22 protein-coding genes and 1 other RNA gene are annotated in these 25,997 nt (G+C 59.7%); 12 read left to right on the top strand and 11 right to left on the bottom strand.

Annotation, left to right across the window (positions count from 1 at the left end; genetic code table 11):
* The first annotated feature begins 92 nt into the window (after positions 1–92).
* On the top strand, positions 93–1,196 hold the full coding sequence (recF, locus tag RVM27_RS08490; protein ID WP_498957737.1) for a DNA replication/repair protein RecF: 1,104 nt from the start codon (positions 93–95) through the stop codon (positions 1,194–1,196).
* Positions 1,197–1,235: 39 nt separating this feature from the next.
* Entirely contained in the window at positions 1,236–3,656 is a 2,421-nt protein-coding gene (gyrB, locus tag RVM27_RS08485; protein WP_498957736.1) for a DNA gyrase subunit B, read from the top strand.
* A 157-nt stretch (positions 3,657–3,813) separates the two neighbouring features.
* On the opposite strand, the gene gmhB is transcribed toward gyrB, so the two are convergent.
* From gmhB to glyQ, 4 genes are all read right to left on the bottom strand, one after another.
* A complete protein-coding gene (gene gmhB / locus RVM27_RS08480) occupies positions 3,814–4,407 on the bottom strand; it encodes an HAD family hydrolase (protein ID WP_498957735.1) in 594 nt (197 codons plus the stop codon).
* Positions 4,408–4,414: 7 nt separating this feature from the next.
* Positions 4,415–5,212: a BUD32 family EKC/KEOPS complex subunit gene (locus RVM27_RS08475; RefSeq protein WP_498957734.1), complete on the bottom strand. Its 798-nt coding sequence runs from the start codon at positions 5,210–5,212 to the stop codon at positions 4,415–4,417.
* A 179-nt stretch (positions 5,213–5,391) separates the two neighbouring features.
* Positions 5,392–7,458 (bottom strand): glycine--tRNA ligase subunit beta, encoded by a 2,067-nt coding sequence (gene glyS, locus RVM27_RS08470; RefSeq protein WP_498957733.1) that lies wholly within the window; start codon positions 7,456–7,458, stop codon positions 5,392–5,394.
* Positions 7,458–8,417, bottom strand: coding sequence for a glycine--tRNA ligase subunit alpha (gene glyQ / locus RVM27_RS08465; RefSeq protein WP_026001915.1), 960 nt, complete (start codon positions 8,415–8,417; stop codon positions 7,458–7,460). The genes glyS and glyQ overlap by 1 nt, the downstream gene beginning before the upstream one ends.
* A 109-nt stretch (positions 8,418–8,526) precedes the next feature.
* On the opposite strand from glyQ, the gene rfaD reads away from it, so the two are divergent.
* Together rfaD and waaF are read left to right on the top strand one after the other, a co-directional pair.
* Positions 8,527–9,483 (top strand): ADP-glyceromanno-heptose 6-epimerase, encoded by a 957-nt coding sequence (rfaD, locus tag RVM27_RS08460; protein ID WP_016915616.1) that lies wholly within the window; start codon positions 8,527–8,529, stop codon positions 9,481–9,483.
* On the top strand, positions 9,476–10,495 hold the full coding sequence (gene waaF, locus RVM27_RS08455) for a glycosyltransferase family protein (protein WP_498957732.1): 1,020 nt from the start codon (positions 9,476–9,478) through the stop codon (positions 10,493–10,495). Before rfaD ends, waaF begins: the two co-directional genes overlap by 8 nt.
* A gap of 19 nt (positions 10,496–10,514) precedes the next feature.
* Here waaF and RVM27_RS08450 read toward each other — a convergent pair whose 3' ends face one another.
* The gene (locus RVM27_RS08450; RefSeq protein WP_498957731.1) at positions 10,515–12,167 is read right to left on the bottom strand and encodes an alkaline phosphatase family protein; all 1,653 of its coding nucleotides are present in this window, start codon (positions 12,165–12,167) and stop codon (positions 10,515–10,517) included.
* Between the two features lie 167 nt (positions 12,168–12,334).
* On the opposite strand from RVM27_RS08450, the gene RVM27_RS08445 reads away from it, so the two are divergent.
* Entirely contained in the window at positions 12,335–13,096 is a 762-nt protein-coding gene (locus tag RVM27_RS08445; protein ID WP_039179131.1) for a glycosyltransferase family 2 protein, read from the top strand.
* Here the strand turns inward: RVM27_RS08445 and RVM27_RS08440 are convergent.
* On the bottom strand, positions 13,058–14,119 hold the full coding sequence (locus RVM27_RS08440) for a glycosyltransferase family 9 protein (protein WP_498957730.1): 1,062 nt from the start codon (positions 14,117–14,119) through the stop codon (positions 13,058–13,060). The two genes, RVM27_RS08445 and RVM27_RS08440, sit on opposite strands and share 39 nt — an antisense overlap.
* A gap of 57 nt (positions 14,120–14,176) precedes the next feature.
* Between RVM27_RS08440 and RVM27_RS08435 the strand changes: the two genes are divergently transcribed.
* Positions 14,177–15,277, top strand: coding sequence for a glycosyltransferase family 4 protein (locus RVM27_RS08435; RefSeq protein ID WP_498957729.1), 1,101 nt, complete (start codon positions 14,177–14,179; stop codon positions 15,275–15,277).
* On the opposite strand, the gene RVM27_RS08430 is transcribed toward RVM27_RS08435, so the two are convergent.
* On the bottom strand, positions 15,262–16,008 hold the full coding sequence (locus RVM27_RS08430) for a 3-deoxy-D-manno-octulosonic acid kinase (RefSeq protein ID WP_498957728.1): 747 nt from the start codon (positions 16,006–16,008) through the stop codon (positions 15,262–15,264). The genes RVM27_RS08435 and RVM27_RS08430 overlap by 16 nt on opposite strands.
* On the opposite strand from RVM27_RS08430, the gene RVM27_RS08425 reads away from it, so the two are divergent.
* Genes RVM27_RS08425 through waaA form a run of 3 tightly spaced genes read left to right on the top strand, consistent with a single transcriptional unit; the run spans position 16,007 to position 19,825 of the window.
* Entirely contained in the window at positions 16,007–17,104 is a 1,098-nt protein-coding gene (locus RVM27_RS08425; protein WP_498957727.1) for a glycosyltransferase family 9 protein, read from the top strand. The genes RVM27_RS08430 and RVM27_RS08425 overlap by 2 nt on opposite strands.
* Positions 17,094–18,524 (top strand): bifunctional heptose 7-phosphate kinase/heptose 1-phosphate adenyltransferase, encoded by a 1,431-nt coding sequence (gene hldE / locus RVM27_RS08420; RefSeq protein ID WP_498957726.1) that lies wholly within the window; start codon positions 17,094–17,096, stop codon positions 18,522–18,524. Before RVM27_RS08425 ends, hldE begins: the two co-directional genes overlap by 11 nt.
* Positions 18,524–19,825: a 3-deoxy-D-manno-octulosonic acid transferase gene (waaA, locus tag RVM27_RS08415; protein ID WP_498957725.1), complete on the top strand. Its 1,302-nt coding sequence runs from the start codon at positions 18,524–18,526 to the stop codon at positions 19,823–19,825. The genes hldE and waaA overlap by 1 nt, the downstream gene beginning before the upstream one ends.
* Positions 19,826–19,855: 30 nt before the next feature.
* Here the strand turns inward: waaA and rpiA are convergent, their stop codons facing one another.
* Entirely contained in the window at positions 19,856–20,530 is a 675-nt protein-coding gene (rpiA, locus tag RVM27_RS08410; RefSeq protein ID WP_227407395.1) for a ribose-5-phosphate isomerase RpiA, read from the bottom strand.
* Positions 20,531–20,687: 157 nt separating this feature from the next.
* Between rpiA and ilvA the strand changes: the two genes are divergently transcribed.
* On the top strand, positions 20,688–22,202 hold the full coding sequence (gene ilvA / locus RVM27_RS08405) for a threonine ammonia-lyase, biosynthetic (protein ID WP_039179180.1): 1,515 nt from the start codon (positions 20,688–20,690) through the stop codon (positions 22,200–22,202).
* Positions 22,203–22,594: 392 nt separating this feature from the next.
* Here the strand turns inward: ilvA and RVM27_RS08400 are convergent, their stop codons facing one another.
* The 3 genes from RVM27_RS08400 to RVM27_RS08390 form a co-directional block, all read right to left on the bottom strand.
* The gene (locus RVM27_RS08400) at positions 22,595–23,221 is read right to left on the bottom strand and encodes a 5-formyltetrahydrofolate cyclo-ligase (RefSeq protein ID WP_498957724.1); all 627 of its coding nucleotides are present in this window, start codon (positions 23,219–23,221) and stop codon (positions 22,595–22,597) included.
* Between the two features lie 20 nt (positions 23,222–23,241).
* Positions 23,242–23,423, bottom strand: a non-coding RNA gene (gene ssrS, locus RVM27_RS08395) — 6S RNA.
* Positions 23,424–23,482: 59 nt separating this feature from the next.
* Positions 23,483–23,791: a cell division protein ZapA gene (locus tag RVM27_RS08390; RefSeq protein WP_016915630.1), complete on the bottom strand. Its 309-nt coding sequence runs from the start codon at positions 23,789–23,791 to the stop codon at positions 23,483–23,485.
* A 168-nt stretch (positions 23,792–23,959) separates the two neighbouring features.
* Between RVM27_RS08390 and RVM27_RS08385 the strand changes: the two genes are divergently transcribed.
* Together RVM27_RS08385 and pepP are read left to right on the top strand one after the other, a co-directional pair.
* A complete protein-coding gene (locus tag RVM27_RS08385; protein ID WP_498957723.1) occupies positions 23,960–24,538 on the top strand; it encodes a UPF0149 family protein in 579 nt (192 codons plus the stop codon).
* A gap of 36 nt (positions 24,539–24,574) precedes the next feature.
* Positions 24,575–25,912: a Xaa-Pro aminopeptidase gene (pepP, locus tag RVM27_RS08380; protein WP_498957722.1), complete on the top strand. Its 1,338-nt coding sequence runs from the start codon at positions 24,575–24,577 to the stop codon at positions 25,910–25,912.
* Positions 25,913–25,997: the final 85 nt, after the last annotated feature.

Here is a 25,997-nt window from a genome sequence, read left to right as displayed (position 1 = left end):
GACGTTATCTATGACGGCGCTTCTGGTTTCAGAAGCGCCGTTTTCACGTGTGCTGGACGGCAGTCAATGGTCTTGAAGAGTGACATCGACGCATGAGCATCAAGGAGCTTACTTTCCACGGCCTGCGTAACCTGGCCCCCACCACCGTGCAGCCATCGCCGCGCATCAATGTGCTGCACGGCGATAATGGCAGTGGCAAGACCAGCGTTCTGGAAGGTATTCATGTGCTGGGTATGGGGCGCTCCTTTCGAACCCGTCAGCTCAAGCATGCCATACAGACGGAAGCCCCATATATGACCCTGTATGGTCGTTTGGGGGGTGCCCCTGAGGTTACCCTGGGGGTCAGGCGGTTACGCACTCAGCGCGAGCTGGAGCTGCGTTTGAGGGGGGAGAAGGGGGTGCGCTTGGCCGAGCTCGTGGAGGCGATGCCCCTACAGCTCATCAATCCCGATGCCTTCAGGTTGCTGGAGGGCTCTCCTGCCGGGCGTAGAGAGTTTCTCGACTGGGGTGTGTTTCACGTGAAACATCATTTCCTGGATGCCTGGCGAAGAACGCGCCGAGCAGTGAAACATCGGAATGCCCTTCTCAGGCGTGGTAGAATGGTGGCCAGTGAGCTGGTTGTTTGGGAGCAAGAGCTTGCGCAGTGGGGCGAAGAGATGGATCGGCTTCGCCTTGAGTGGTTTAGCCAGTTCTTGCCCATGTTCGAAGAAACGCTGCATAAATTGCTGCCACTACCTGGCCTGACGCTGCGCTATGCCCGAGGGTGGGATAAGCAGCGCTCTCTGGCAGAAGTGCTGAGGGATAGCCGAGAGACGGATCAGCAGATGGGGTTTACCCAGCAGGGCCCTCAGAGAGCAGATTTACGTATTCGATTGAACAAGCAGCCAGCCGTCGAGGTGCTTTCCAGAGGCCAGCAGAAATTGGTCGTCAGTGCGCTGAAGCTGGCTCAGGGGCGGCTTCTGGAAAGTACCACGCAGCGGCACTGTATCTATCTGATTGATGATTTACCTGCGGAGCTGGATGACAGGCACCGCCATCAATTTTGCCATTTACTGGAAGAAATGCAGTGTCAGGCTTTTATTACCAGCGTTGAAGCCACGGCTCTGAGGAATAGTTGGCAAGCCAGTACGGACATAAAAATGTTTCACGTGAAACATTCCCCGGCTGGATGGAGTCAATTGGAGACGGATGGCTAAACGACACGGAACGAGACAGACTTCACGACGGAGTGGTCAATGAGCGAGCAGGCTTACGATTCATCAAGCATCAAGGTGCTCAAAGGACTGGACGCAGTACGCAAGCGTCCGGGCATGTACATCGGTGATACCGACGATGGCACCGGGCTGCACCACATGGTTTTCGAGCTGGTGGATAACTCCATCGATGAAGCTCTGGCAGGCCACTGCAGTGAAATTCGCGTCGTCATCCACCCGGATGAATCGATCACCGTGAGTGATAACGGCCGCGGTATTCCGACTGAACTGCATGAAGGCGAAGGCGTTTCGGCAGCTGAGGTCATCATGACCGTGCTGCACGCAGGCGGCAAGTTCGATGACAACTCCTACAAGGTGTCTGGCGGGCTGCACGGGGTAGGTGTCTCGGTGGTTAACGCGCTTTCAGAAGAGCTGCGTCTCACCATCTGGCGGCAAGGCGAAGTATTCGAGCAGATCTATCACCACGGCGTGCCGCAGGCTCCCCTTGGTGCCGTGGGCAAAACTGAAAAAAGCGGTACACGTGTACATTTTCGTCCGTCTCCTGCCACGTTCGCCAATATCGAGTTTCACTACGATATTCTGGCCAAGCGGCTACGTGAACTCTCCTTCCTGAACTCCGGCGTTGCAATTCGCCTGATGGATGAGCGTAGTGGCAAGGAGGAGCTTTTCCATTACGAGGGCGGCTTGAAAGCCTTTGTTGATCACCTCAACAAGAACAAGACCGTTCTCAACCCGGTTTTCCACTTCAATGCGGAGCGGGAAGATGGGGTGGAAGTCGAAGTGGCCATGCAGTGGAGTGATGCGTTTACAGAAAACATCTTCTGCTACACCAACAACATTCCCCAGCGGGATGGTGGTACTCACTTGGCAGGGTTTCGGGCAGCGCTCACACGGACATTGAACCATTACATCGAAGCCGAAAATCTGCTCAAGAAATCGAAGGTCAATACCTCCGGTGATGACGCTCGTGAAGGTTTGACGGCCATCATTTCGGTGAAGGTACCGGATCCCAAGTTCTCCTCGCAGACCAAGGACAAGCTGGTTTCTTCCGAAGTGAAAACGGCGGTAGAGCAGGAGATGGGGCGTCTGTTCGCAGAATACCTGATCGAAAAGCCCAATGAAGCCAAGTCGATCGTCAACAAGATGATCGACGCGGCGCGAGCCCGTGAAGCCGCCCGTAAAGCGCGTGACATGACGCGTCGTAAGGGGGCTCTGGACATTGCTGGCTTGCCCGGCAAGCTGGCTGATTGTCAGGAGAAAGACCCCAGCCAGTCAGAACTTTACCTGGTGGAGGGTGACTCGGCCGGCGGCAGTGCCAAGCAGGGCCGTGACCGTCGTACCCAGGCCATCCTGCCATTGAAGGGCAAGATTCTAAACGTCGAGAAGGCACGCTTCGACAAGATGCTCTCTTCCGCCGAGGTAGGCACGCTGATCACGGCATTGGGATGTGGTATCGGCCGCGAAGAGTTCAACCCCGACAAGCTGCGCTATCACTCGGTCATCATCATGACGGATGCCGACGTGGACGGCTCGCATATCCGTACGCTGCTGCTGACGTTCTTCTTCCGCCAGATGCCCGAGCTGATCGAGCGGGGCCATATCTTCATCGCGCAGCCACCGTTGTACAAGATCAAGCGTGGCAAGCAGGAGCTCTATCTGAAAGACGAGCAGGCCATGGTGGACTACCTGACCACGACGGCACTGGATGGTGCAGGGCTCCATGTGAATGCCGATGCACCGGGCATCGCAGGCTCGCAGCTCGAGGCCTTGGTGAATCAGTACCGCAATGTCATGAAGCGGATTGATCGCCTGGCACGTGTTTACCCCATTGAGGTATTGAAGCAGGCAGTACATGCCACTGCACTGCAAGGGGAAGCCAGCCTCAAAGATCGCGGTACCATGCAGAACTGGATTGCCGAGCTTCAGAAAGCCATGGATGACAAAGTGGCGTATGAGGGCGGCCCGCGTTATCAGTTCCATCTTCAGGAAGACACCGAGCGTGGTCTGCATCTTCCCGCAGTGTCACTGATTGCTCATGGCGTGACGACCGATTATGTGTGGGGTCTGGATTTCTTCGAAAGTGCCGACTACCGTGCGATTGCAGGGCTTGGGCAAACGCTTAATGGGCTGTTGGAAGAGGGCGCCTACATTGCCCGTGGCGAGCGTCAGAAGCCGGTCAGCCACTTCTCTGATGTGTTGGCCTGGTTGATGCAGGAAGGCCAACGTGGCTTGTCAGTACAGCGCTATAAAGGGCTAGGGGAGATGAACCCTGACCAGCTCTGGGAAACCACCATGGACCCCGATAGTCGCCGCATGCTGCGCGTGACCATTGAAGATGCCGTTGCCGCTGACATGATGTTCAACACGCTGATGGGCGACGAAGTAGAGCCTCGCCGAGACTTTATCGAAACCAACGCACTGGTGGCCAACCTCGACGTATAAGGCTGGCCTTCACCAGCTATTGGCCATTGATGAAAAATGTTTCACGTGAAACATTGAATCAAAAAAGCCGCAGTGGGCAATGCGCCACTGCGGCTTTTTTATGGGAATTTATGTGAAGAACTGTCCCGCGTGATCAGGCTTGGCGCTTTACAACCGTTTAGCGATTCCGCGCGTGCGAATCTAGTGTTCCGGCTAACAACTGTTCAACGAAATCGGCAAGGTCACTGACGACCAGAGTGTTCTCCAAGCCCACACCTTTGGCTAGCGTTCTCGCACCTTTGCCTGTCTTTACCAGCACACTTTGGCAACCTGCCGTCTCTCCGGCCTGCAGATCTCGCAGGCTGTCACCTACCATCCAGCTGCCCTCCAGGTGATCCAGGCCAAGTGCCTGCTGTATTTGCGTCAGTAGGCCGGGCAACGGTTTTCGGCAGGTGCAGTCATCTTGCGGGCCATGGGGGCAATATGCGATGTGCGCAATATGGCCACCTTCGGCTTCTACCAGGCTGCTCATGCGATGATGCATGGCTGCCAGGGTGGCTTCATCGTAATAGCCCCGTGCAATACCTGATTGGTTGGTGGCCACGGCTACCGTAAAACCAGCCTGTGAAAGCCGCGCGATGGCCGTGATGGAAGCAGGGTAGGGCACCCACTCCGCCAGGGACTTGATGTAGTCATCCGAGTCATGATTGATGACGCCATCTCGGTCAAGCATCACGAGCCGTTCTGGCATCAGAGAAGTCGTCGAGGGCATGAAAGTCCTATTTGCTGCGTAGGTGCTGATTCAGTAGCGCCAAGGCGTGCAGGGTATGGGCAATCTTTTTGCCATCGCTGCCAAAGCGCTGGAAAGGAATTTTCTGGAGGCGTTGCAGGCGCGGCAAGGTCGCCAGAAAGCGTTCGCGTACATCGTCGCGGGTGGCCTGCAGGCCGTCCATCAGGGCTGCGGTCAGGCGTTCACGATGAAGAGGTCGTTTGCTCAGCTTGCCATAGAGAGAAAAGATGAAACAGTGCCAATCGCGCACCATGCAGTCGGTGAGTTCATGTACCTGGCCTGGGTCCGTTTCGAAATCGATGAAAACGACCCCATCTTTGTTGACCAGTATGTTGCGTGCAAAGGCCTCGCTAAGATAGCAGCTGCGTTCATGAACATCATTGAGCGCTGAAATCCCAAGGTTTAACAGTTGGTCGATTTCATCTGGTGTTTGCGCCTGGGTCAATTTCTCCAGCAGCGTGGCTGCGGGTTCCTCCGCGCTGCCCGCATCGGCCAGCAACAGGGCGTCAGGGGTTTCTGCCAGAATGGTCGGTACGGCGATACCCGCGGCAGACAATGCTTTGATGCGACTGGCTTCCAGCGCCACGCTCTCCTGGCCGCCCAGATTGGGCACCGGTTTGAGCGCTTCGATGTTCAGCCACCGCGCCATCAAGGTCAGCGGCAGGTAAGCCAGCCGTGAGTTACGTTTGGCGGCTTTTTTCAGCCATACCTTGCGTCCTGCCATCTGGTAAGACACCATGTTGGACTGCTGCTGAGGCAAGGTGTCGAAAAGAAACATATCGTACATGGCCAACTCCCTTGGCGACGTGAGTGCATAGCCGCCAGGTATGTCAGACGCAGCGGCAATTGAAATGTTTCATTAATTTTACCTTGATGTTTCACGTGAAACAAAAGCTTCGTCAAGCACGAAGAAATAAAAAGCCCGGCCACCTGGGCCGGGCTGCAAGCGTTTCTGACGTGAGGCGCTTACTGGGGTAGCTGAGAAATATCCGCGACTTCCAGGAAAAGCGCCTGCAGGCTGGCGAGCAGAGCAAGGCGGTTGCGACGCACGGCCTCGTCATCGGCCATGACCATGACCTGATCGAAGAACGTATCGACCGGCTCACGCAGCGTTGCCAAGGTGTCCAGGGCTTGCTGGTACTCACCGGCGGCAAATAGCGGAGCTACCTGCTGCTGGCAGTGGATGACGGCCTCCGCCAGTGTCTGCTCGGCGCTCTCCTGAAGCAGGGTGGTATCGACTTGCGTGCTGCCATCGTGCGCCTGCTTGCTCAGGATATTGGAGACACGCTTGTTGGCAGCCGCCAGAGCGGTGGCTTCCTCACGCTGGGCAAAGGCTTTGACGGCACGTAACCGACGCGCAAAATCCAGCGGCTTGCTGACGGGACGAGCACGCACGGCCAGGTACATCTCGGCGGTAATGCCTTCGTCCTGCCCCCAAGCGCGGAAGCGGTCGAGCATGTAGGTCAGCACTTCCTCTACCAGTCCTTCGGCTTTGGGCAGTTGCTGGTGCTGGTCGACGGCGACCTGCAGCAGTTCACGCAAGTCGAGGTTCAGCTCGCCTTTTACCAGGATATTCAGCACACCAATGGACGCGCGGCGCAGGGCAAAGGGGTCCTTGGCGCCCGTGGGGCGCTGGCCGATGCCGAAGATGCCCACCAGCGTATCAAGGCGGTCTGCCAGGGCCAGTGCTTGGCCAGTCAGACGGGCGGGGATGGCGTCGCTGGCAAAGCGCGGCAGGTACTGTTCTTCCAGTGCCTGGGCTACTTCGGCAGGCTCGCCATCCTGCTCGGCGTAGTAGCGGCCCATGATGCCTTGCAGCTCGGGGAACTCGAGTACCATCTCAGTGACCAGGTCGCATTTGGCCAGTGCCACGGCACGCTGAGCGTGGGCAACATCACCCTGGATGCGCTCGGCGATGAAGGTAGCAATGGCCGTGCTGCGGCGTGCCTTGTCTGCCAGCGTGCCGAGCTGCTGCTGAAACACGACGCTTTCCAGCTGAGGAATGCGCGATGCCAGCGTTTTTTTGCGGTCGGTATCGTAGAAGAACGCAGCATCCGCGAGGCGAGGACGGATGACCTTCTCATTGCCGGCAATGACCTGGTCAGGGTCCTGGCTTTCGATGTTGGAAATGGTAATGAACAGCGGCTTGAGCTTGCCGTGGTCATCCAGCAAGTGGAAGTATTTCTGGTTGGCCTTCATGGAGGAGATCAGGCACTCGGCGGGCACGTCCAAAAAGCGCTCATCGAAGCTGCCGGTCAATGCCACGGGCCACTCGACCAAACCGCTGACCTCGACCAGCAGGTCTTCATCGATGACCGCATTGGCTTCCTGAACTTCTGCCTCGGCCAGCACCTGCTCACGAATACGCTCGCGGCGCTGCTGACGGTCGGCCAGCACGTAGGCGTTTTCCAGTACTGCCAGATAATCGTCGGCGTGTTCGAGCTGGATCGCATCCGGGGCGTGGAAGCGATGACCGTAGGTGGTGCGGCTGGCCTGCAGGCCTAGTGCTTCTGCGGCAATCACTTCCTTGCCATACAGGGCCACCAACCAGTGTACCGGGCGGGAGAACTCCACACGAGACGCGCCCCAGCGCATGTTCTTGGGCACCGGCAGCGACTGAAGCGTCTTGCGAATCATCTCTGGCAGTAGTGCTTGGACACTCTCGCCTTGCTGCTGCTCCTGGAAGCCCAGCCAGGTGCCTTTGTCGGTTTCCAGGTGAATCAGCTCATCCACGCTGACGCCACAGGAGCGCGCAAAGCCTTCGGCGGCCTTGGTGGGCACGCCATCCTTGAATGCGGCGGCCAGCGCGGGACCACGGCGCTCCACTTCACGATCCGGCTGCTTGTCGGCCAATCCCGATACCTGGACGGCCAAACGACGCGGTGTTGCATAGGCAGTGACGGAGTGAAACGGAACCTCTGCTTCCTGCAGACCTTTTTCAATACCCGCAGCAAACGCATCAGAGAGCGCGTCCAGGGCGGTAGGCGGCAGCTCCTCGGCACCCAGTTCCAGTAAAAGCGTATCAACGGCCATCATGCGTCTCCTTGGTCGGCTAGCAGTTCGCGGCGCAGGGCCTCGGGCGCCATGGGGAACCCTGCTGCTTTGCGTGATTCGAAGTAGGCGGTCGCCACGTCACGGGCCATGGTCCGCACACGCAGGATGAAGCGTTGACGTTCGGTGACCGAGATGGCGTGGCGCGCATCCAGCAGGTTGAAAGTGTGCGACGCCTTGAGCACTTGCTCGTAGGCGGGTAGCGGCAGGCTGGCGGCCAGTAGTTTGCTGCACTCTTTTTCCTGATGGTCGAAGGCAGCAAAGAGCTGGTCGACGTCGGCGTGCTCGAAGTTGTAGGCTGACTGCTCCCGCTCGTTTTGCAGGTAAACATCGCCGTAGCTGACCTTGCTGCCGTCTGGCGCAATGGCCCAGACCAGATCGTAAACGCTATCGACGTTTTGCAGGTACATGGCGATACGCTCGAGGCCGTAGGTCAGCTCGCCGGTGACGGGGTAGCACTCGATGCCGCCCGCCTGCTGGAAGTAGGTGAACTGGGTGACTTCCATGCCGTTTAGCCATACTTCCCAGCCCAGGCCCCAGGCCCCGAGCGTGGGGGATTCCCAGTTGTCTTCCACGAAGCGAACGTCGTGAACCAGCGGGTCGAGGCCCAGGCGCTTCAGTGACCCCAGGTACAGGTCCTGCAGATTGCTGGGGGAGGGCTTCATCACCACCTGAAACTGGTAGTAGTGCTGCAGGCGATTGGGATTTTCGCCGTAGCGGCCGTCGGTGGGGCGGCGGGAAGGCTGCACATAGGCAGCGTTCCAGGTTTCGGGGCCAATCGCCCGCAGGAAGGTGGCGGGGTGGAAGGTGCCCGCGCCGACTTCCATATCGAGGGGCTGGAGAATCACACAGCCCTGTTCTGCCCAGTACTGTTGCAGAGCAAGGATCAAGCCTTGAAAGGTCGACACATCGGGTGTCGATTGGTTTGTCGAGACACTCATCGCGGAAAGCACCGTTGGCCATGAATTCATAAGCCGTCAAGTATACAATTACAGGCAGATGGGTTATAGGCACGTTAGCAAAACAGCCGCTTTTGATAAGGAGAACGAGATGATCGTGGTAACAGGCGGCGCCGGGTTTATCGGCGCCAATATTGTCAAAGCGCTAAATGCTCGTGGCCGTGACGATGTGATGGTGGTCGACGATCTGCGCGATGGCACCAAATTCGTCAACCTGGCGGACTGCACGCTCGCCGACTACCTGGACAAGGATGATTTCATTGCCCGGGTGAAAGCCGCGCTGCGCGGTGAAACGGTGGACCTGCCGACCATCGATGCGATTTTCCATGAGGGTGCCTGCTCGGATACCACGGAGTGGGACGGCCACTACATGATGGAGAACAACTTCGAGTACTCCAAGGTGCTGCTCAACTACTGCGAGAAGCTGGGCATTCCGTTTCTGTACGCCTCGTCAGCGGCCACCTACGGCGGCAGCGACGTGTTCAAGGAAGCCCCTGAGCACGAGAAACCGCTCAACGTCTATGGCTACTCCAAGCTGCTGTTCGATCAGCACGTGCGTTCGCGCTGGAACGAGCTGACTACCCAAGTGGTAGGTTTCCGCTACTTCAACGTCTACGGCCCTCGAGAGCAGCACAAGGGCAAGATGGCTAGCGTGGCGTACCACAACCATCTCCAGATCCGTAACGGCGAAACGCTGAAACTGTTCGGTGCCTACGGCGGCTATGAGGCGGGCATGCAGAGTCGCGATTTTGTCTACGTTGGCGATGTGGTCGACGTGAATCTCTGGTTCCTGGACAACCCCAGCGCGTCGGGCATCTTCAACCTGGGTACGGGCCGTGCCGAACCTTTCAAGGCGATTGGTGAAGCGGTGATCGATTTCTATGGTCAGGGCGAAATCGACTATATCCCGTTCCCCCAGGAGCTGAAGGGGCGCTACCAGAGCTATACCCGTGCGGACATCGGCCACCTGCGTGCAGCGGGATGTGATGTCGAGTTCAAGACGGTGGCTCAGGGGGTCAAGGCCTATCTGGAGTGGCTGAATGGCTGACTTTGCCAAGCGGCTGCTGGTGGTCGGCCCTTCCTGGGTCGGCGATATGGTCATGGCGCAAAGCCTGTTCATGACCTTGAAGGCGCGCACCCCAGGGGCCACGCTGGGCGTGGTGGCCCCGGCCTGGTCGCAGCCGATTCTCGAGCGCATGCCCGAAGTCGATGAGGTGTTGCCACTGGAGGTCGGCCATGGTGAATTTGGCCTGGCGAGTCGGCGGGAGCTGGCCGCTCGGTTGCGGGGCCGCTTTGACCGCGCCATTGTGCTGCCGCGCTCCTGGAAGGCGGCGCTGGTGCCTTTCATGGCACGGATCCCTGAGCGGGTAGGGTTCCTGGGGGAGCATCGCTACGGGCTGCTGAAAGAGCGCCGCAAGCTGGATAAACAGGTGCTGGATCAGACCGTCAAGCGCTTTGTCTCGCTGGGGCTTCCTGCCTCTGAAGCGCAAACTGGCCAGTTTGCCATTCCCAAGCCCAGGCTCACCATTGACCGTGACAATCTGGTGAATCTGCGGTTGAGCCACGCGCTCTCTTCCCGCCCCGCAATCGGCATGATGCCAGGCGCTGAGTATGGGCCGGCCAAGCAATGGCCATTGGCCTATTTTCATCAGTTGGCGGCAAAACTGGTCAAAGACGGCTTTGAGGTGCGCGTGCTGGGGGGAGCAAAAGACCGTGAGGCGGGGCAGGCGATCGTGAAGGGGCTGTCGCATGCACACAACCTGTGCGGGAAAACCCAGCTGGCCGACGCCGTCGATCTGTTGGCCGACTGCCGTCAGGTGGTCACCAATGACTCTGGCCTGATGCATGTGGCGGCAGCGGTTGGAGTGCGTATTCAGGCGCTATATGGTTCGTCGTCTCCTGCCTATACGCCGCCTCTCACCGAACAGGCGTCCATTCACTACCTGGGGCTCTCCTGCTCGCCATGCTTCGCGCGAGTGTGCCCGCTGGGGCATACCAACTGTCTCAACGATTTGCCCGTCGAGCGCGTCTATCAGTCGATCTGCGCCGACCTGCCGTGAGGGGCTGACGAAGGCGCTGTCAGTGCAGGATCTCGACTTCCTCGGCTTGATCGGCCGGGGTCTCCATGACCTGCGCCGAGGAGCTCTCCTCAGGCTCTCTGCGCTGGGGGGCGAGGCCTTCCCATAGGCGATGCTGAAGCGCTGTTTCTTCGCGCAGACGGGCATTGAGCGTATTCAGCCCGTGGTTTTCCGCCAAGGTAGGACGGCGGCCCAACAGGGAGGTGCCAAGGCCTGCTCGGCCTTCGTGTAGCGGTAATCCCATGGCGTCCAGTATGGTGGGAAACACATCCAGCATGGTGGCTTCGCGGCGTATCCGCTGGGGAGTCACCCTGTCGCCCAGCATGATCATGGTATTGTCGCGATCCAGCGCCGTCAGTTGATCCCATACCGACACGCGCATGGTCAGGTGGTCGCTGAGCACCACCACCAGCGTATTCTCCAGCAGGTTTTCTGCTTCTAGCCGTTCGATCAGATCGCGGGCCAGCCAGGCCGAACACTCCACGGAGTAAAGAATGTCCTGGCCATCGAAGGCCCCTTGACGGTCAATGCAACGCTGAGCGGGAAAGCCGCTGGGGGCATGGCCCGCGATGCTCAGGTTGACCACTGCCCAGGGGCCATCGTCTTCACGGTTCAAACGGCGTATTTCGTCGACGGTGAAGTCGTAGAGGGTATCGTCATAGAGGCCCCAGCTATTGAGATATTCGGGGTCCTCCATGTCCGTGATGAAATCCTCCTTGCCCTTGACCGTGTCGAACTGATGCCCTCGGTAAAAGAGACCTTTCCCCGCAAACTGCGTACTGGCTCCCCCCAGATAGCTGAGCCGATAACCTTGACCCGCCAGAATATCGCCCAGGCAGTCTACGCCAGGCACGACCTGGGAAAGGGGTTCGAACTGGCTGTCATGCAACAGGCCAGCAGGCATCAGGGGAACGCCGCACTGGCTGGCGATCATCCCGGCCATGGTCCAGCCGGTGTTGTCCATTTGCTGCACACCTTCGAAGACGATGCCACGCTCACCCAGCACATCCAGGTCATCGTAGGCGTTGCCGAATATGTCGTGACGATAGGTACGCTCGAGGCTTTCCAGGTAGAGGAGCAGCAAGTTAGGTGCATTGGGCTGGTCTTCCAGCGGTGGCTGAACGTAGCGTCGATCCAGCCAGGCCCCGTCATCGGTCACGATGGCGGCACTGCGTTGCCCCAGCCCATACAGCAGCGGGTTCCCGGCTAACAAGGCAATGGCAAAAAAGCGTTCGGTCAGACGCCAACGCTGGTCGTGGCGTGCGATAGAGATGACGGAGATCAGCATGGCGAGCACGACCAGCGTATACACCACTGCCATGACCATTTTGCCGCCACCGCCATGGTCGGCCATGCCCGCTTGCAGATGGAAAAATACCGCGCCCAGGTCCACACTGCCAAAGCTGTCGACCAGGTAGACGTAAATGCCAAACAGGCTCAGCGGTAGCAGCGACCATGGCCAGACGGGGCGGTAGCGGGCATTCAAGGGAGCACCCCAGCGCAGCTTGAGGCCTACCAGCATCCACACGGTGGCGGTGATGAAAAGCGTCCACCAGGGCAAGCGCGTCAAGACAGTAACGGCATAGCCCAGGCTCGCGCCAATCACGACCAGCGGTAGCCAGGGAGTCAGGGGGGGTGACTTGGAAGCGAGCATGCCATGTCCCTTTTCGTCGCTTGCTGAATGAGCCTGTTAGCTTACCAAATCTCGACGTTCATGGTCGTGGTAGCATGCAACGAAACTGGTCATGAAGCATGAGCGAATGGATCGCTCATCTCGTTGTTATAGATTCGTTGATATAAATTCGCTGGGATAGGTGAACTGTGACTATTGCTGCTGTGTTGATCGTCAAAAACGAAGCCCACCATTTGCGTGAATGCCTGGAAACGCTCACTTGGGCCGATGAAATCGTCGTGCTGGATGCGGGCAGCCAGGATGCTACCTGCGAGATTGCCCGCGCGTTCACGGATAAGGTCCATGTGAATGCCGACTGGCAGGGGTTTGGCATTCAGCGCCAGCGAGCAGAAGCCCTGGTAAGCAGTGACTGGATTTTGATGGTCGACGCCGATGAGCGCGTGACCCCTGAATTGCGTGACAGCATTCAGGCCGCCGTTCAGCAGCCGCCTGCTGCCTATAGCGTGAGTCGGCTCTCCTGGTGTTTTGGCCGTTTCATTCGCCACTCGGGCTGGTACCCAGACCGAGTGCTGCGTCTCTACCCGAAAGGTCAGGCAGGGTATAACGCCGCGTTGGTGCACGAGAAGCTGGTCGTCGACGCAGGCCTTGCCGAAAAGCCGTTATCCGGCGACCTGCTTCACTACACCTACCGCGATCTGCGCCACTATCTGGAGAAATCCGCCCACTATGCCCAGGCCTGGGCAGAACAGCGGGCTGCGCAGGGCAAAACGGCCACGCTATGGCAAGGCATTCGCCATGGTCTGGCCTGCTTTCTCAAGATGTACGTGCTCAAAGCCGGGTTCAAGGATGGCAAGCAGGGGCTGCTGCTGGCTCTGCTCTCTGCGCATTCCACGTTCGCCAAGTACGCTGATCTATGGGTGCGTACCCAAACCGCCGAGAAGCAGCGCTGAGATCTGGTGGGCTGCCGCGTCGAGATCGATGGCAGTCATGTCCTGTGTGTCAGCGCCTGAAGGCGGGCTAAACGCCAGGCGCTTTTCCGCTCGGTTGCAAGTTTGCCAGCGCAGCGGCGTGGCTGAGCGCTTGGCGGGATAAAAGCCCGCTGTGGCGATGTCCAGGCAGCCTGCGATATGCAGCGGGCCGGTCGAGCCGGCAATCAGCATGTCTGCTCCGCCAAGCTGTAAGGCAAAGGCGTCGACACCTGCGGTGTCGGGGAAGTGGTCTGCTTCAACACCCTGTTTGGCTAGCTGCTCCCTCAACTCTTGTGCCTGAGGCTGCTCACTAGGGCCAGCGCTGATCAGCCAGCGTAGTGGCAAGTGCTGGCACTGCTGGTGAACGTGAGTGATCAACTCGGCGTACTGTGCCACCGATAGATTCACCGCCGAGCCGCCACTGCCAGGATGAACGACCACCACGCGCTCTGACGTATCGTTTATCAACGCTTGGCGCTGTGCATGGCGCAGTGCGTCATCCAGCGGCCAGAAGGGTGGTGAAGGCAGGGTAGAGAGTTTCAGCGAAAGGCGTGCCAGCAGCTCACAGGCCAGATCGACGTTGTACTGGTACTCCGGCTTTGCTGACTGCGAGCGGCGTTGGCGTACCCGCACGTTATAGAACACCTGCGCCCACTTGGTCGCGGGGGCAACACGCAGCGGAATACCTGCTTTCATGCCAAGCCAACCAATGCGTGGCGTCGAGAACAGCGTTAGCAGGGCATCGAATTTCGATTGTTTCACGTGAAACAATAGCGCCTGCTGCGCCGCTTTATCGGCCTGGCTTCCGGGGTCGATAATGACCTCATCGACCCATGGGCACGCGTTGGCCAAGGGGGCGGTATAGGCAGGAACCAGCACGGTGACATGGGGCTCTGGCGTTGCCTGTTTCAAGCAGGCCAGGGCGGGCCAGGCCAGCATGAAATCTCCAATCTTGTCGTTGCGGACCACTAAAATGCGAGGTTGCGCAGTCTGGGGATGATTCATGAAGGCTCCTGGGGTGATAATGGTCAACCGTGTCAACGTCATGGCAGAGAGGTATCAGTGGCTCACCATATTATGCAGGTCTGTATGTCGAAAGGGTGGGGCGGACTGGAGATGTACCCGTCGCGCATTATGCCTGAATTGCAGCGCCTGGGGGTGGTGAACCATGGCCTTGCCATCGCCGGGTCGCGTGTCGCCAGCAGTATGGAGGGCGCAGGAGCAAGCGTGTTCACGGTGCCGAGTACCGCCCGAGCACTCCTTTCGCTACCTGCGTTGCTGGGTTATATAGACCGGCATCGTATCGATATCGTGCACTGCCATAAGTCGAGTGACCTGCGTGTTGCGGCACTGCTCAGCCTCTTTCGTCCTCGCTTGAAGCTGTTTTTTACCGAGCATATGGGAGTGACGCGCCCCAAGAAAGGTGTGTATCACCGTTTGGCCTATTCGCGGGTAACAAAAGTCTTTTCGATCAGTCAGGCGACCTATCGACGCAACAAGCAGGCATTGCCCGTCTCGGAGGCGCGCCTTCACTGCCTTGGGCTGGGCGTGAACGTGGATGCCTACCAAGGGGCGGTGCACGCCAAATCAGCGCTCGGCCTTCCTGAGGACGGATGTTTGATTGCACTGCCAGGACGTCTGACGCCCGGCAAAGGGCATGAGGTGTGGCTGGAGGCATTGGCATCGTTGGATCGCCAAGCGTTGTGGTATGGCTTGATCATTGGCGGTGTCACTGCCGATGAAGGGGCTGACGAATCATTTGTAGCGGCGATCAAGCAAAAGGTCGCAGCGCTTGGTTTGCAAGAGCGCGTCCACTTTCTCGGATTTCGCCAGGACTTACCCGCGCTGCTCCAGGCCATCGATATCGCGTGTATCCCTTCGCGTAATGAAGCCTTTGGGCTGACCGTCATCGAGGCCATGGCTGCCCAATGTGCTGTCGTGGGGGCCAATAGCGGTGCTATCCCTGAATTGATAGACCAGCAAAGAGGTCGCCTGGCCGACCCGCTATCGGCTGAAGAGTGGTCCATTGCCCTGAAAGAACTGATCGATGCGCCGGAGACCAGACGGGTGCTGGGTGAAGAGGCGCGTCGATGGGTGGTCGCGCATATGGCGCTCGACGTGCACGCGAAAAAACTGCTGCGCGAATATCAACTGCCCGAGTGAGAGCCCGCCAGATAGCCCGCCACGATGTGAGTGTGCGGGCGTGCACTGGCAAACTTCACCACAGACCGTTCCAGCCGCTGCAAGTTGCCCGCTTGCCATTTGCCCGGCGGGCGCAGTTGGCAGCGGTCGAGATCGATGAGCCAGGGCTTGCCAGCCTCATCCACCAGAATATTGCGGGCGTTGAGATCCACATGATCGAGCCCTGCCTGGTGAAACCGCTTGATCATGGCGCCTACGCGCATCAACAGCGCCTCGTCTGCCTCTTCGGCGCTCAGTAAGGAGGCGAGCGCTCGGGCGCCCGAGATGCGTACGGTCAGCAGGGCCGCCTCATAGGTCAAACCGAACCGAGTGACGCAGCAGGCCACTGGGCGAGGCACGGGAAGCCCTTGCTCATACAGCGCGGCGGTCAAGCGCACTTCACGAAACGCTCGTGTGCGCTCTGCCCCCAGCCAGACATAGCGCTGCTTGCTGACCTTGGCGATGAGCCCGCCGCGCTGGTAAGGGCGCAGCACCCACTGCTCATGGTCGCGTGCCTGCAGGAACAGGCTGCTGCCCCGGCCGGGTGCTTCGCCGACTACCAGGCCTCGCGATTGCCAGTAATCTGCCTCGAACAGCGCCGTGCTCAGTGGGTGAGTCGGGGAGGACAGTTGGTGTGATGCGCAGGCGTCACTTAAACTGTCTGCATCATGTAAAATCAGCCCATTTTTCTGCTGGAGTGCCGCTAAGCGCATGAAGCCCTCTCTGCCTGCTCAACCAAACCATATTGCCATTTTGCGCCTCTCCGCGTTGGGAGACGTGTGCAATCTCGTGCCCACGGTGCGAGCGTTGCAGCGCCAGTGGCCGCATGCGCGCATTACCTGGATTATCGGCAAGGGGGAGCACAGTTTACTGGCCGGGCTTTCCGGGGTCGAGTTCGTCGTGTACGACAAAGCGACCGGGCTTGCCGGCATGCGGGCCATCTGGCGTGAGCTGGCCGATACCCGCTTCGACGTGCTGCTGCATATGCAGCAGGCCATTCGTGCCAGTGTGCTCTCGCTCGGTCTCAAAGCCAGCGTCCGGGTAGGGTATGACAAGGCCCGTGCCAAGGACGCCCAGCACTGGTTCACCCAGCACCAGCTAGCCCCCCACGAGCACGCCCATGTGCTGGAGTCGTTCATGGATTTTGCGCGTCTGTTGGGCGTCGAAGACGAGCGTCTGGAGTGGAATCTCGCGGTGCCTGCCGTTGCCTACGAGGAAGCCCGGGCAATCAGTGGCGACACGCCTTATTTGGTGATCAACCCCTGTAGCAATGCGCGCTTGCGCAATTTTCGCAACTGGTCCGTGGAAGGGTATGCCAGCGTGATTGAACACGCCTGGGTACAGCATGGTCTCAAGAGCGTGCTCACGGGGGGCGGCAGCCCCCTGGAGCGTGAAATGGGCGACCATATCGAGGCGCTCTGCCAGCCGGGGAGCGTCATCAATGCCATCGGCGGCACCTCGCTGAAGGGCGTGCTGGCGCTGATCGATAACGCTCGCGCGGTGATTGCCCCGGATACGGGCCCTGCGCATATGGGCAACGCCATGGGTACGCCGACGCTTGGCCTCTATGCCACCACCAACCCCCAGCGGGCTGCGCCCTATCTGTGGCGCGATTTTGCCGTCAATGCGTACCCCGATGCGGTACGCACCTATCTGCATAAATCGGTGGACGAAGTGAGCTGGGGGCAGCGGGTGCGGCATGCCGATGCCATGGACCTGATCAAGGCGGACGACGTCATTGCCAAGTTAGACGCGCTGCTGGCGCATAGCGCAGCGCACACCACAACAGGACTCTCGGATGAAAGTTGATCTAACCGCCCTGGAACATGCCCGCGTACTGGTGGTCGGGGATGTCATGCTCGACCGCTACTGGCATGGCGGCACCTCGCGTATCTCACCGGAAGCCCCGGTGCCCGTGGTACGCGTGGAAGATGCCGATGACCGCCCCGGCGGCGCGGCCAATGTGGCGCTCAACGTGGCGTCATTGGGTGGGCACGCCGCGCTGGCGGGCCTGGTGGGAGAGGATGACAATGCCGAGCTGCTCACCAAGCGCCTGGCGGCAGCCAATGTAAGCACTTACTTCCAGCGCAGCCCTGATGTTCCAACGATTACCAAGCTGCGTGTAATGAGCCGTAACCAGCAGCTGCTGCGCCTGGATTTCGAGCAGCGCCTCGATAGCGTGGACACCAGCGCCCTGCTGGCGCAAGTGGAACAGGCGCTGCCCGAATGCGACGTGGTGATCCTGTCGGATTACGGCAAGGGCACGTTGAATCAGGTCGAGCGACTGATCGAGATGGCTCGCCAGCACGGCAAGCGGGTACTGATCGACCCCAAGGGTCAGGATTTCACCAAGTACCGGGGAGCCAGCCTGATCACTCCTAACCTGGCCGAGTTCGAGGCCGTGGCGGGCCCCTGTGCCACCGACGCTATCCTGGCCGAGCGAGGCGAAGCGCTGCGTGCCAAGCTGGCACTGGAAGCGCTGCTGATTACCCGCAGCGAGAAGGGCATGACGCTGATCCGTGAAGGCCATGCACCGCTGCACCTGCCCACCCGTGCCCAGGAAGTGTTCGATGTCACGGGGGCCGGCGATACCGTGATTGGCCTGATGGGCCTGGCCCTGGCCGCTAACCATGCGCTGCCGGAAGCCATGATGCTGGCCAACTTGGGCGCGGGCCTGGTGGTGGCCAAGCCGGGTACCGCCACGCTCTCCATTGCCGAGCTTTACACCGCGCTGCATGGCGACAAGCTGGCCGAGTTCGGCGTGATCGAGCCAGCGCCTCTGATCGATGCCGTTCGCGCTGCGCAGCTGCGCGGTGAGCGGGTGGTGATGACCAATGGCTGCTTCGATATTCTCCACGCAGGCCATGTGGCCTACCTGGAACAGGCCAAGCGCCTGGGTGACCGGCTGGTCGTGGCGGTGAACGATGATGCGTCCATTGGCCGGTTGAAAGGGCCGAAGCGCCCCATCAACCCGTTGAACCGACGGATGCAGGTGCTGGCGGGGCTCGGCGCGGTGGATTGGGTGGTGCCGTTCAGTGACGACACGCCTGCCGCCCTGATCGAGCAAGTATTGCCGGATATTCTGGTCAAAGGCGGCGACTACCGCCCCGAAGACATTGCTGGCGGCAGCGCCGTGATTGCCAACGGGGGCGAAGTCAAGGTGCTGGGCTTCGAGGATGGTGTTTCCACCACGGCAATGATCAGCTCGATTCTGGATCGCGAAAGTTGATGACTGCCCCCCGCTGGCCACGGCTGGCCTATTCGGCTGTGCTGTATGGGCTGGCGCCCTTGATTGGCTGGCGCATCTGGCGTGAGCAAGTCCCCACTTGCTCACGACTCCAGCGGCTGGGACTGCGCCTTGCACCACTCCCGCCCGCGCCGCGCCTTTGGCTGCACTGCGCTTCCGTGGGGGAAGTGCGCGCCGCACGCCCGCTGATCGAAGGGCTGCTGGCGCGCTTTCCTCACCACAGCCTGCTGCTGACCACCATGACGGCTACCGGCGCCAGACAGGCACAGGCGTTGATAGCAGAACAGGAGACTGCCGACCAGACGCGCCTTGCCCACCGTTTTTTGCCGTTGGATTTTCCCGGCGCGGCCAGGCGTTTTGTGGCTCGCGTACAGCCGGACCTTGCCATCCTGTTTGAAACCGAGCTGTGGCCGAACCTGCTTCACGCCTGCCATCGGCAGGCGGTGCCCGTTGCCGTAGTGAACGGCCGACTATCGCCCCGCGCGTTTGGCCGCTACCAGCGTTTGCGCCCGCTGATGCAGGGGGCCTTGGCCAACGTGACGTGGCTGGCTGCCAAGTCGCCAGAGGACGCCGAGCGTTTTCACGCGCTGGGCTGTGCGGCTGAATCCACCACCGTGGTCGGGTCACTGAAGTTCGAACAAGCCTTTCCTGAAAGGCTATTGGAAGAGAGTGAGTACTTACTTAATGCCTGGGGTCAGCGTCCCGTGTGGGTCGCTGGCTCTACCCGAGACGGGGAAGAGGCGCTGCTGCTGGCTGCCCATCGTCAATTGCTCACGCGCTTCCCCGCGGCGCTGTTAGTGCTGGTGCCCAGGCATCCACAGCGGTTTGATGAAGTGGCGGCCCAGTGTGAGCGTGAAGGGTTCAAGGTGAGTCGTCGAAGCCAGCAACAGCCCGTCACGCCCGCCACCCAGGTCTACCTGGGGGATACGCTGGGCGAGCTGGCGACGCTGTACGCTGCGGGCAGTGTCGCCTATGTGGGGGGGAGCCTGGTGCCACTGGGCGGGCACAACGTGTTGGAGCCCGCTGCACTGGGTAAGCCCGTGCTGTGTGGTCCGTCACTGGAAAACTTCAGCGATGTTGCCGAGCCGCTCTTGGCCGCCAAGGCACTAACGATGGTTGACACGCCAGATGCGCTGGCAAGCGTTCTGGTAGAACACATCACCAACCCTGAGTGTGCCAGGCAGCGCGGGCTGGCTGGGCAAGCGGCAATCACAGCCCAGCGCGGGGCGCTTTGGCGCACGCTGGATGGGCTTGGCCGGTGCCTGGCCTTGGCCGGGGATTAGTCCTGGCCAAGGCCAGGCTTTGGCGAGAGCTCAGCGTAAGGCCGTGCGCTCTACGCCATCCGCTTTACCCAGCAGCAATACATCGGCACCGCGTGCAGCAAACAGGCCGTTGGTGACTACGCCGACGATGCCATTGATACGCGCTTCCATGGCTACCGGGTCGTCGATCATGAAGTTGAAGCAGTCGATGATCTGGTTGCCGTTGTCGGTGATGACGCCCTGACGGTAAACGGGTTCGGCACCGAGTTTGACCAGCTCGCGGGCCACATAAGAGCGCGCCATGGGAATCACTTCTACCGGCAGGGGAAAGTTGCCGAGCTGGGCGACGTATTTCGAGCCATCGGCAATACAGATGAAGCACTCGGCGCAGGCGGCGACGATCTTTTCACGCGTCAGTGCGGCACCCCCACCTTTGATCATATGCAAGTGAGCATTCACTTCGTCGGCACCGTCGATGTAAAAGGGGACGTTGCCAACGTGATTGAGTTCGAAGACCTCGATACCCTGTGCTTTCAAGCGCTCTGCGCTGGCCTCTGAGCTGGCCACGGCCCCTTTGAAGCGGTCGCGTAACGCGCCCAAACGATCAATGAACAGGTTGGCGGTGGAGCCGGTGCCAATGCCCAGCACGGTGCTTTTTTCGAGATATGGCTCGATTTCATCGAGCGCGGCATCGGCGACAGCGGCTTTTAGTTCGTCTTGTGTCATGATGGAGTCCAATCAGGGTGGGCAGTCGTCCTTAGTATAACGGCCTGAACGCCCGCTGCCGATGGCAACGCCGCTAGACGTTGGCGGCTGTCATCTGCTACCAATAGAGGTTTTGTTCGCACCCGCCAGGGTCACGCCATTTTTCCGGGATATCAGCATGCTCGAAGCAACCGTCAAAAAGATTCTCCAGGCCCGTGTCTACGAAGCGGCCTGCGAGACGCCTATTTCCCCCGCTCCCTTTTTGTCGCGTCGTTTCAACAACCAGATTTTGATCAAGCGCGAAGACTTGCAGCCGGTGTTTTCGTTCAAGATCCGCGGGGCCTACAACAAGATGGCCCAGCTCACGGAAGAACAGAAAGCCAAAGGGGTGATTGCTGCCTCGGCGGGCAACCATGCACAGGGCTTGGCCATGGCGGCCAAATTGATGGGCGTGAAGGCCGTCATCGTGATGCCTCGCATCACGCCGGATATCAAAGTGCAGGCGGTACGTGCGCGGGGGGCAAAAGTGGTGCTGAAGGGCGACGCCTTTGCCGCCGCAGCCGAGCATGCGCAGGAGCTGATCAAGGAGCATGGCTACACCTATATTCCGCCGTTTGACGATATCGACGTCGTGGCGGGCCAGGGCACCATCGGGGTCGAGATCCTGCGCCAGCATAGCGGGCGGCTGGATGCGATTTTCATCCCGGTAGGCGGTGGTGGGCTGATTGCCGGGGTGGCGGCCTACGTGAAATACCTGCGTCCTGACATCAAGATCATTGGCGTCGAGGCCGAGGATAGTGCTTGCTTGAAAGCGGCTCTGGAGGCCGGAGAGCGCGTCGTGCTGGAGCAGGTGGGCGTGTTTGCAGAAGGCGTGGCCGTGGCGCAAATTGGCGACGTGCCGTTCTCTCTGGTGCGTGACCTGATCGACGATGTCATTACCGTGAACACCGATGAGATGTGCGCGGCGGTCAAGGACATTTTTGAAGATACCCGTGCCGTGGCGGAAACGTCTGGAGCGCTGTCGTTGGCCGGCCTGAAGAAATACGTGCAGCAGACCGGTGCCGAGGGAGAAACCCTGTTGTGCATCAATTCGGGAGCCAACACCAACTTTGACCGCTTGCAGCATATTGCCGAGCGGACGGAGCTCGGTGAGCAACGTGAAGCCATTCTGGCCGTCACCATTGCTGAAAAGCCTGGCAGCTTCAAGAAGTTCTGCCGAACGCTGGGCAAACGTATGGTGACCGAATTCAGCTACCGTTATGCCGATGACAGCGAGGCCCATATCTTTGTTGGCGTGCAGGTAAAACCAGGTGGCGAAGACCGCCTGGCGGTGATCGAAAAGCTGCGCGAAGGCGGGTATCAGGTCGAGGACTTGACCGATAACGAATTGGCAAAGCTGCATATTCGCCATCTCAGTGGTGGTCGTCCCAGCGAGCACTTCGAGGAAGAGCTTTATCGTTTCGAGTTTCCGGAACGCCCAGGGGCTTTGATGAACTTCCTCACCCAACTGCCCCATGACTGGAATATTTCATTGTTCCACTACCGTAATCACGGCGCCGCTTACGGCCGTGTGCTGGTGGGCATGCAGGTGCCCAGTGAGGACCGAACCCACGTGACCGAGTACCTGGATGCCATTGGTTACCGCTATTGGCAGGAGAGCGACAATCCCGCCTATCGGCTTTTCATGGCGTAAATGAATGTAAGTGTTTGCTAACTTCGCAGACAAGGACTGCCCGCCAGGTTCACAAGACTAAAACGTTTAATTAAGGGGTGAAAATAGTGCCAATAGCGGTTGTCACTACCCCCCTTATAGCCCTATAGTCGTCGGCGAAAATAATGAGGTGTGTCATCTTTCCAAAGGCAACCCCTTGGTGACGCACCCAGGGCTACCGGCATTTGGAAAGACGTTGGAGATTAGGCATGCGGCGAAGAAAACCTGATATGGTCATGGCGCTAACCGTGGTGTTTTTGCTTGGGGTTTTGGCGACTGGCTATGCCCAGGCAATATCGGGAAGTTGATCAATGGTAGCAGGGTAGAGCGGTATCGACGTCGCGAGCCTGCAAAAGGTCAAACAAGAGGGCTGATCATGGATCAGCCCTTTTTATGGGGCGTACCGTGGCTTGATCGGTGACCACGGCCGTGAGCGGAATATCCCAGGGCTCCAACGGCAGCTGGTCGACCTGTTGGCAAGCGTGCGCCACCCCAATCAAGGCGGGAGCCGGGCCAGGTCTGCGCATGAAGGCCAGACTGCGGTCGTAAAACCCTCCCCCCATGCCCATGCGGTTGGCCTGCTGGTCGAACCCGACCAGCGGTACGATCAGCGTATCCAGTGCCCAGGCGGGCAGCCTATGGCCACGGTGGGCAGCAAACCGTGGGCAGGGCTCGGCAATGCCGAAACGATTCTTGACCATGGGGGTATGCTGGTCGTAACGCACGAACCATAGGCTGTTGGCGCTGAAAGGGCGTAGCACAGGAAGGTAGATCGTGGTGCGTCGCTGGCGAAGCCATGCGATCAGGGGTGTCGGGTCGATTTCGCCATGGATCGGCAGGTAGAGACTGATGCGTTTGGCGCGTCTGATTTCGGGCTGACGCCTCAGGCGCTGGCAGAGTGAGCGGGCCGCCTGCCGTTGCTGTCTGGCGGTCAGCGCCTTGCGTCTACGTTTGAGTTCTCGGCGCAGGGCCTGCTTCTCATCGGGCGTCGTATGCGTCATCGCTATCAGGCCATGTTGAAGTGTTCCCCAGAATGCCGCTGTCGTTCTGGCCCTGAACCTATTGGTTCAGGTGGGTGGCCGCAGCCAGACCGTCAGGCTTTCCGACGCACGGACATGCGCACGGGTCTGGCTAGCATTTGGCCCCCTGGTACTGCGTATAGGCTCGAGGGACTATAACGACTGGCGCGCATTCCAGAGAACATCCCTATCCTAACAGAGGCGCTGCCAATGCCAAAGCATCCATGCCCCGAACGGCTCTCTTTACGCGTCCGTTGGCTTGCGAGTACCTGCCAACGCTCGTTCGAGGCGCTCATTGAGGCGGCTCAGGTTAGCCTCACCCGCACGGTGCTCGTCCAGCGCTTCCAGCAATTCATGGGTGATGTTCAGCGCGGCCATGATGGCAATGCGCTCGTTGCCTAACACGCTGCTCTGGGCGTGAATACCGTGCATGGCTCTGTCCAGATAGCGAGCAGCGCGCTCCAGCTGCACCTCCTGCCCGTTATCGCAGGCAATGACATAGCTGCGCCCCAATAGGGTGATCTCTTTCGTTGGCCGCTTGGCGGTACTCATCATTGACTCCAGCACGGGCCAGTCAGGGCCCCAATGCGTTAACATCACATAAATAGGATGGATAGACGATATTCACTATAAGAGAGCCGCTCGTACGGGGTCAACGCACGTACCGGCCGCGCTCTGCGCAGAATCTTACTCTGACTTTTGCTAAAGCGAGCACAAAACATGTCATTGATTGACGAGCGCCAGGACTTTTCTGACGTGGCGGATGTATTTTTATTGCACGGGAGCATGCAGTCTCCCGCTTTTCTGGATGGGCGCCTATGTGGCCTGCTGGCGCTGCGTGATGTGAGTGCCGAAGGGTGGCTGGAAGAGGTTTGCCTGGGCCTCGGTGTCGAACAGCCTCGGGACCAGGCAAGTGCAGAGCGACTGTTGGGCTGGCGACGTCAGACGCTGGAAGCCTTGAGTGCCAGCGACTTGAATTACGCGCCGCTGCTGCCGGATGAGCTGTTCTCGCTTGCCGAACAGGCCCAAGGGCTCAAGGAGTGGACGCTGGGCTTCATGGAAGTCGTCGAAGAGGTGGCCGATGACACGCTGCGAGAGCGCTGGTCGCAGACCCTGCGTGAGGCTATCGAAGATCTGGCGGGGCTGAGTCAGATCGAAACCGATATCGATGATAGCTCGGACAACGAGAACGACCTGTTTGCATTGACCGAGCACGCGCGCATGGCGGCCATGCTGCTGTATACCGAGCAGCACCCGGGCCAGCCCCAGGTCGAGCAGGTCGACGCCCCCGTCCACTGATATCTGACTGTTCTGCAGAATACGCAAGGAGCCACTATGTTGCCTGAGCGATTGCCGCGCCCCGCGCCCATTGGGCCTGACGAGTACCGCCAGCGGCGTGAGGCGCTGATGGCCCAGCTGCCGCCGAACGCGGCCATGCTGATACCGGGAGCATCGTTAGTGACACGCTCCCACGATAGCGAATATCGCTTCCGTCAGCAGAGCGACTTTTACTACCTCACGGGCCTGCAAGAGCCCGACGGCCTGCTGGTGCTGCTGCCTGGGCGTGCCGAAGGCAGCAGTGTGGTGTTCTGCCAGGACCGGGACCCCACGCTGGAGGCCTGGACGGGCCGTCGGTTGGGTGCAGGCGGGGTGGAGCAGCAGCTGGGGGTCGACCAGGCCTTCGAGAACGCCCAGCGCGATGTGCAACTGGCAAGGCTGCTCGATGGCCGCGAACTGCTCTACGCGCCGCTGGACAATCCCGAAGCGATCAGCCTGCTGGAAGAGGCGCTAGCCCAGGCCCAGGCGAGCGTGCGCCGTGGTAAGCCCGCCTTGAAAGGCTGGCTGGATTGCCGCCCACTCATCCATGAGATGCGGCTGATCAAGAGTCCGGGGGAAATCGCCCTGCTGCGCCATGCGGCGGCCATTTCTGCTCAGGCCCATGTACGTGCCATGCGCACCTGCCAGGCAGGCGTGTATGAGTATCAGCTTCAGGCCGAACTGGAGCACGCGTTCATGTGGCAAGGGGCCAGCGGTCCCGCCTACAGCACTATCGTGGGCGGCGGCGCCAACGCCTGTGTGCTGCACTATATTGAAAACAGCGATGCGCTGGAGGCAGGGTCGCTGGTGCTGATCGATGCGGGCGCCGAGTTCGATCTCTACGCTGGCGACATCACCCGCACTTTCCCGGTCTCCGGTCGCTTCAGCGATGCCCAGCGAGCGCTCTACCAGGTGGTGCTGGAGGCTCAGGAGCGCGCTGTGAACGCCGTCGCTCCAGGCGCTACCCTGGCCGATATTCATCAAGGGGTCGTGCACGATTTGACCAAGGGCCTCATCGACCTGGGGCTTTTGGAAGGCGAGGTGCAGGCGCGGATCGATGACGAGAGCTATCGACGCTTTTATCTGCACTCCACGTCGCACTGGCTGGGTCTGGACGTCCACGATGTGGGGACTTATCGACTCGATGAAAACACGCCCAGGCCGCTGGCACCGGGCATGGTACTGACCATTGAGCCCGGCCTGTATATCCCTTGTGATGACGATATTCCTACGGCTTACCGTGGGATCGGTATTCGTATCGAAGACAACGTGGTGGTCACTGCCCTTGGGGGAGAGGTGATCACCGATGGGGTTCCCAAGCAGGTCGAGGCCATCGAGCAATTGATGGCTAAATAGTGACCAGTCGACAAAACCGATGAATTCGTTATGTAAATTACGTTATGGGTTACGATGATTCGCGTGGGCTGAACAGCCAAGCCAC

Origin of the sequence: Halomonas sp. KM007 (assembly GCF_050709225.1) — a bacterium.
In the GTDB taxonomy this organism is placed as follows: Bacteria; Pseudomonadota; Gammaproteobacteria; order Pseudomonadales; family Halomonadaceae; genus Vreelandella; species Vreelandella hamiltonii.
This window is presented reverse-complemented; position numbering and strand designations above follow the sequence as displayed.

Coding starts and splice junctions, on each gene's coding strand:
- gyrB (WP_498957736.1), top strand. CDS start 1,236: ATGAGCGAGCAGGCTTACGATTCATCAAGCATCAAGGTGCTCAAAGGA.
- RVM27_RS08440 (WP_498957730.1), bottom strand. CDS start 14,119: ATGAATCATCCCCAGACTGCGCAACCTCGCATTTTAGTGGTCCGCAAC.
- gmhB (WP_498957735.1), bottom strand. CDS start 4,407: ATGCCCTCGACGACTTCTCTGATGCCAGAACGGCTCGTGATGCTTGAC.
- RVM27_RS08430 (WP_498957728.1), bottom strand. CDS start 16,008: ATGCGCTTAGCGGCACTCCAGCAGAAAAATGGGCTGATTTTACATGAT.
- rpiA (WP_227407395.1), bottom strand. CDS start 20,530: ATGACACAAGACGAACTAAAAGCCGCTGTCGCCGATGCCGCGCTCGAT.
- RVM27_RS08450 (WP_498957731.1), bottom strand. CDS start 12,167: ATGCTCGCTTCCAAGTCACCCCCCCTGACTCCCTGGCTACCGCTGGTC.
- rfaD (WP_016915616.1), top strand. CDS start 8,527: ATGATCGTGGTAACAGGCGGCGCCGGGTTTATCGGCGCCAATATTGTC.
- waaF (WP_498957732.1), top strand. CDS start 9,476: ATGGCTGACTTTGCCAAGCGGCTGCTGGTGGTCGGCCCTTCCTGGGTC.
- glyQ (WP_026001915.1), bottom strand. CDS start 8,417: ATGAGTGTCTCGACAAACCAATCGACACCCGATGTGTCGACCTTTCAA.
- hldE (WP_498957726.1), top strand. CDS start 17,094: ATGAAAGTTGATCTAACCGCCCTGGAACATGCCCGCGTACTGGTGGTC.
- glyS (WP_498957733.1), bottom strand. CDS start 7,458: ATGGCCGTTGATACGCTTTTACTGGAACTGGGTGCCGAGGAGCTGCCG.
- waaA (WP_498957725.1), top strand. CDS start 18,524: ATGACTGCCCCCCGCTGGCCACGGCTGGCCTATTCGGCTGTGCTGTAT.
- pepP (WP_498957722.1), top strand. CDS start 24,575: ATGTTGCCTGAGCGATTGCCGCGCCCCGCGCCCATTGGGCCTGACGAG.
- RVM27_RS08425 (WP_498957727.1), top strand. CDS start 16,007: ATGAAGCCCTCTCTGCCTGCTCAACCAAACCATATTGCCATTTTGCGC.
- recF (WP_498957737.1), top strand. CDS start 93: ATGAGCATCAAGGAGCTTACTTTCCACGGCCTGCGTAACCTGGCCCCC.
- RVM27_RS08390 (WP_016915630.1), bottom strand. CDS start 23,791: ATGAGTACCGCCAAGCGGCCAACGAAAGAGATCACCCTATTGGGGCGC.
- RVM27_RS08400 (WP_498957724.1), bottom strand. CDS start 23,221: ATGACGCATACGACGCCCGATGAGAAGCAGGCCCTGCGCCGAGAACTC.
- ilvA (WP_039179180.1), top strand. CDS start 20,688: ATGCTCGAAGCAACCGTCAAAAAGATTCTCCAGGCCCGTGTCTACGAA.
- RVM27_RS08475 (WP_498957734.1), bottom strand. CDS start 5,212: ATGTACGATATGTTTCTTTTCGACACCTTGCCTCAGCAGCAGTCCAAC.
- RVM27_RS08385 (WP_498957723.1), top strand. CDS start 23,960: ATGTCATTGATTGACGAGCGCCAGGACTTTTCTGACGTGGCGGATGTA.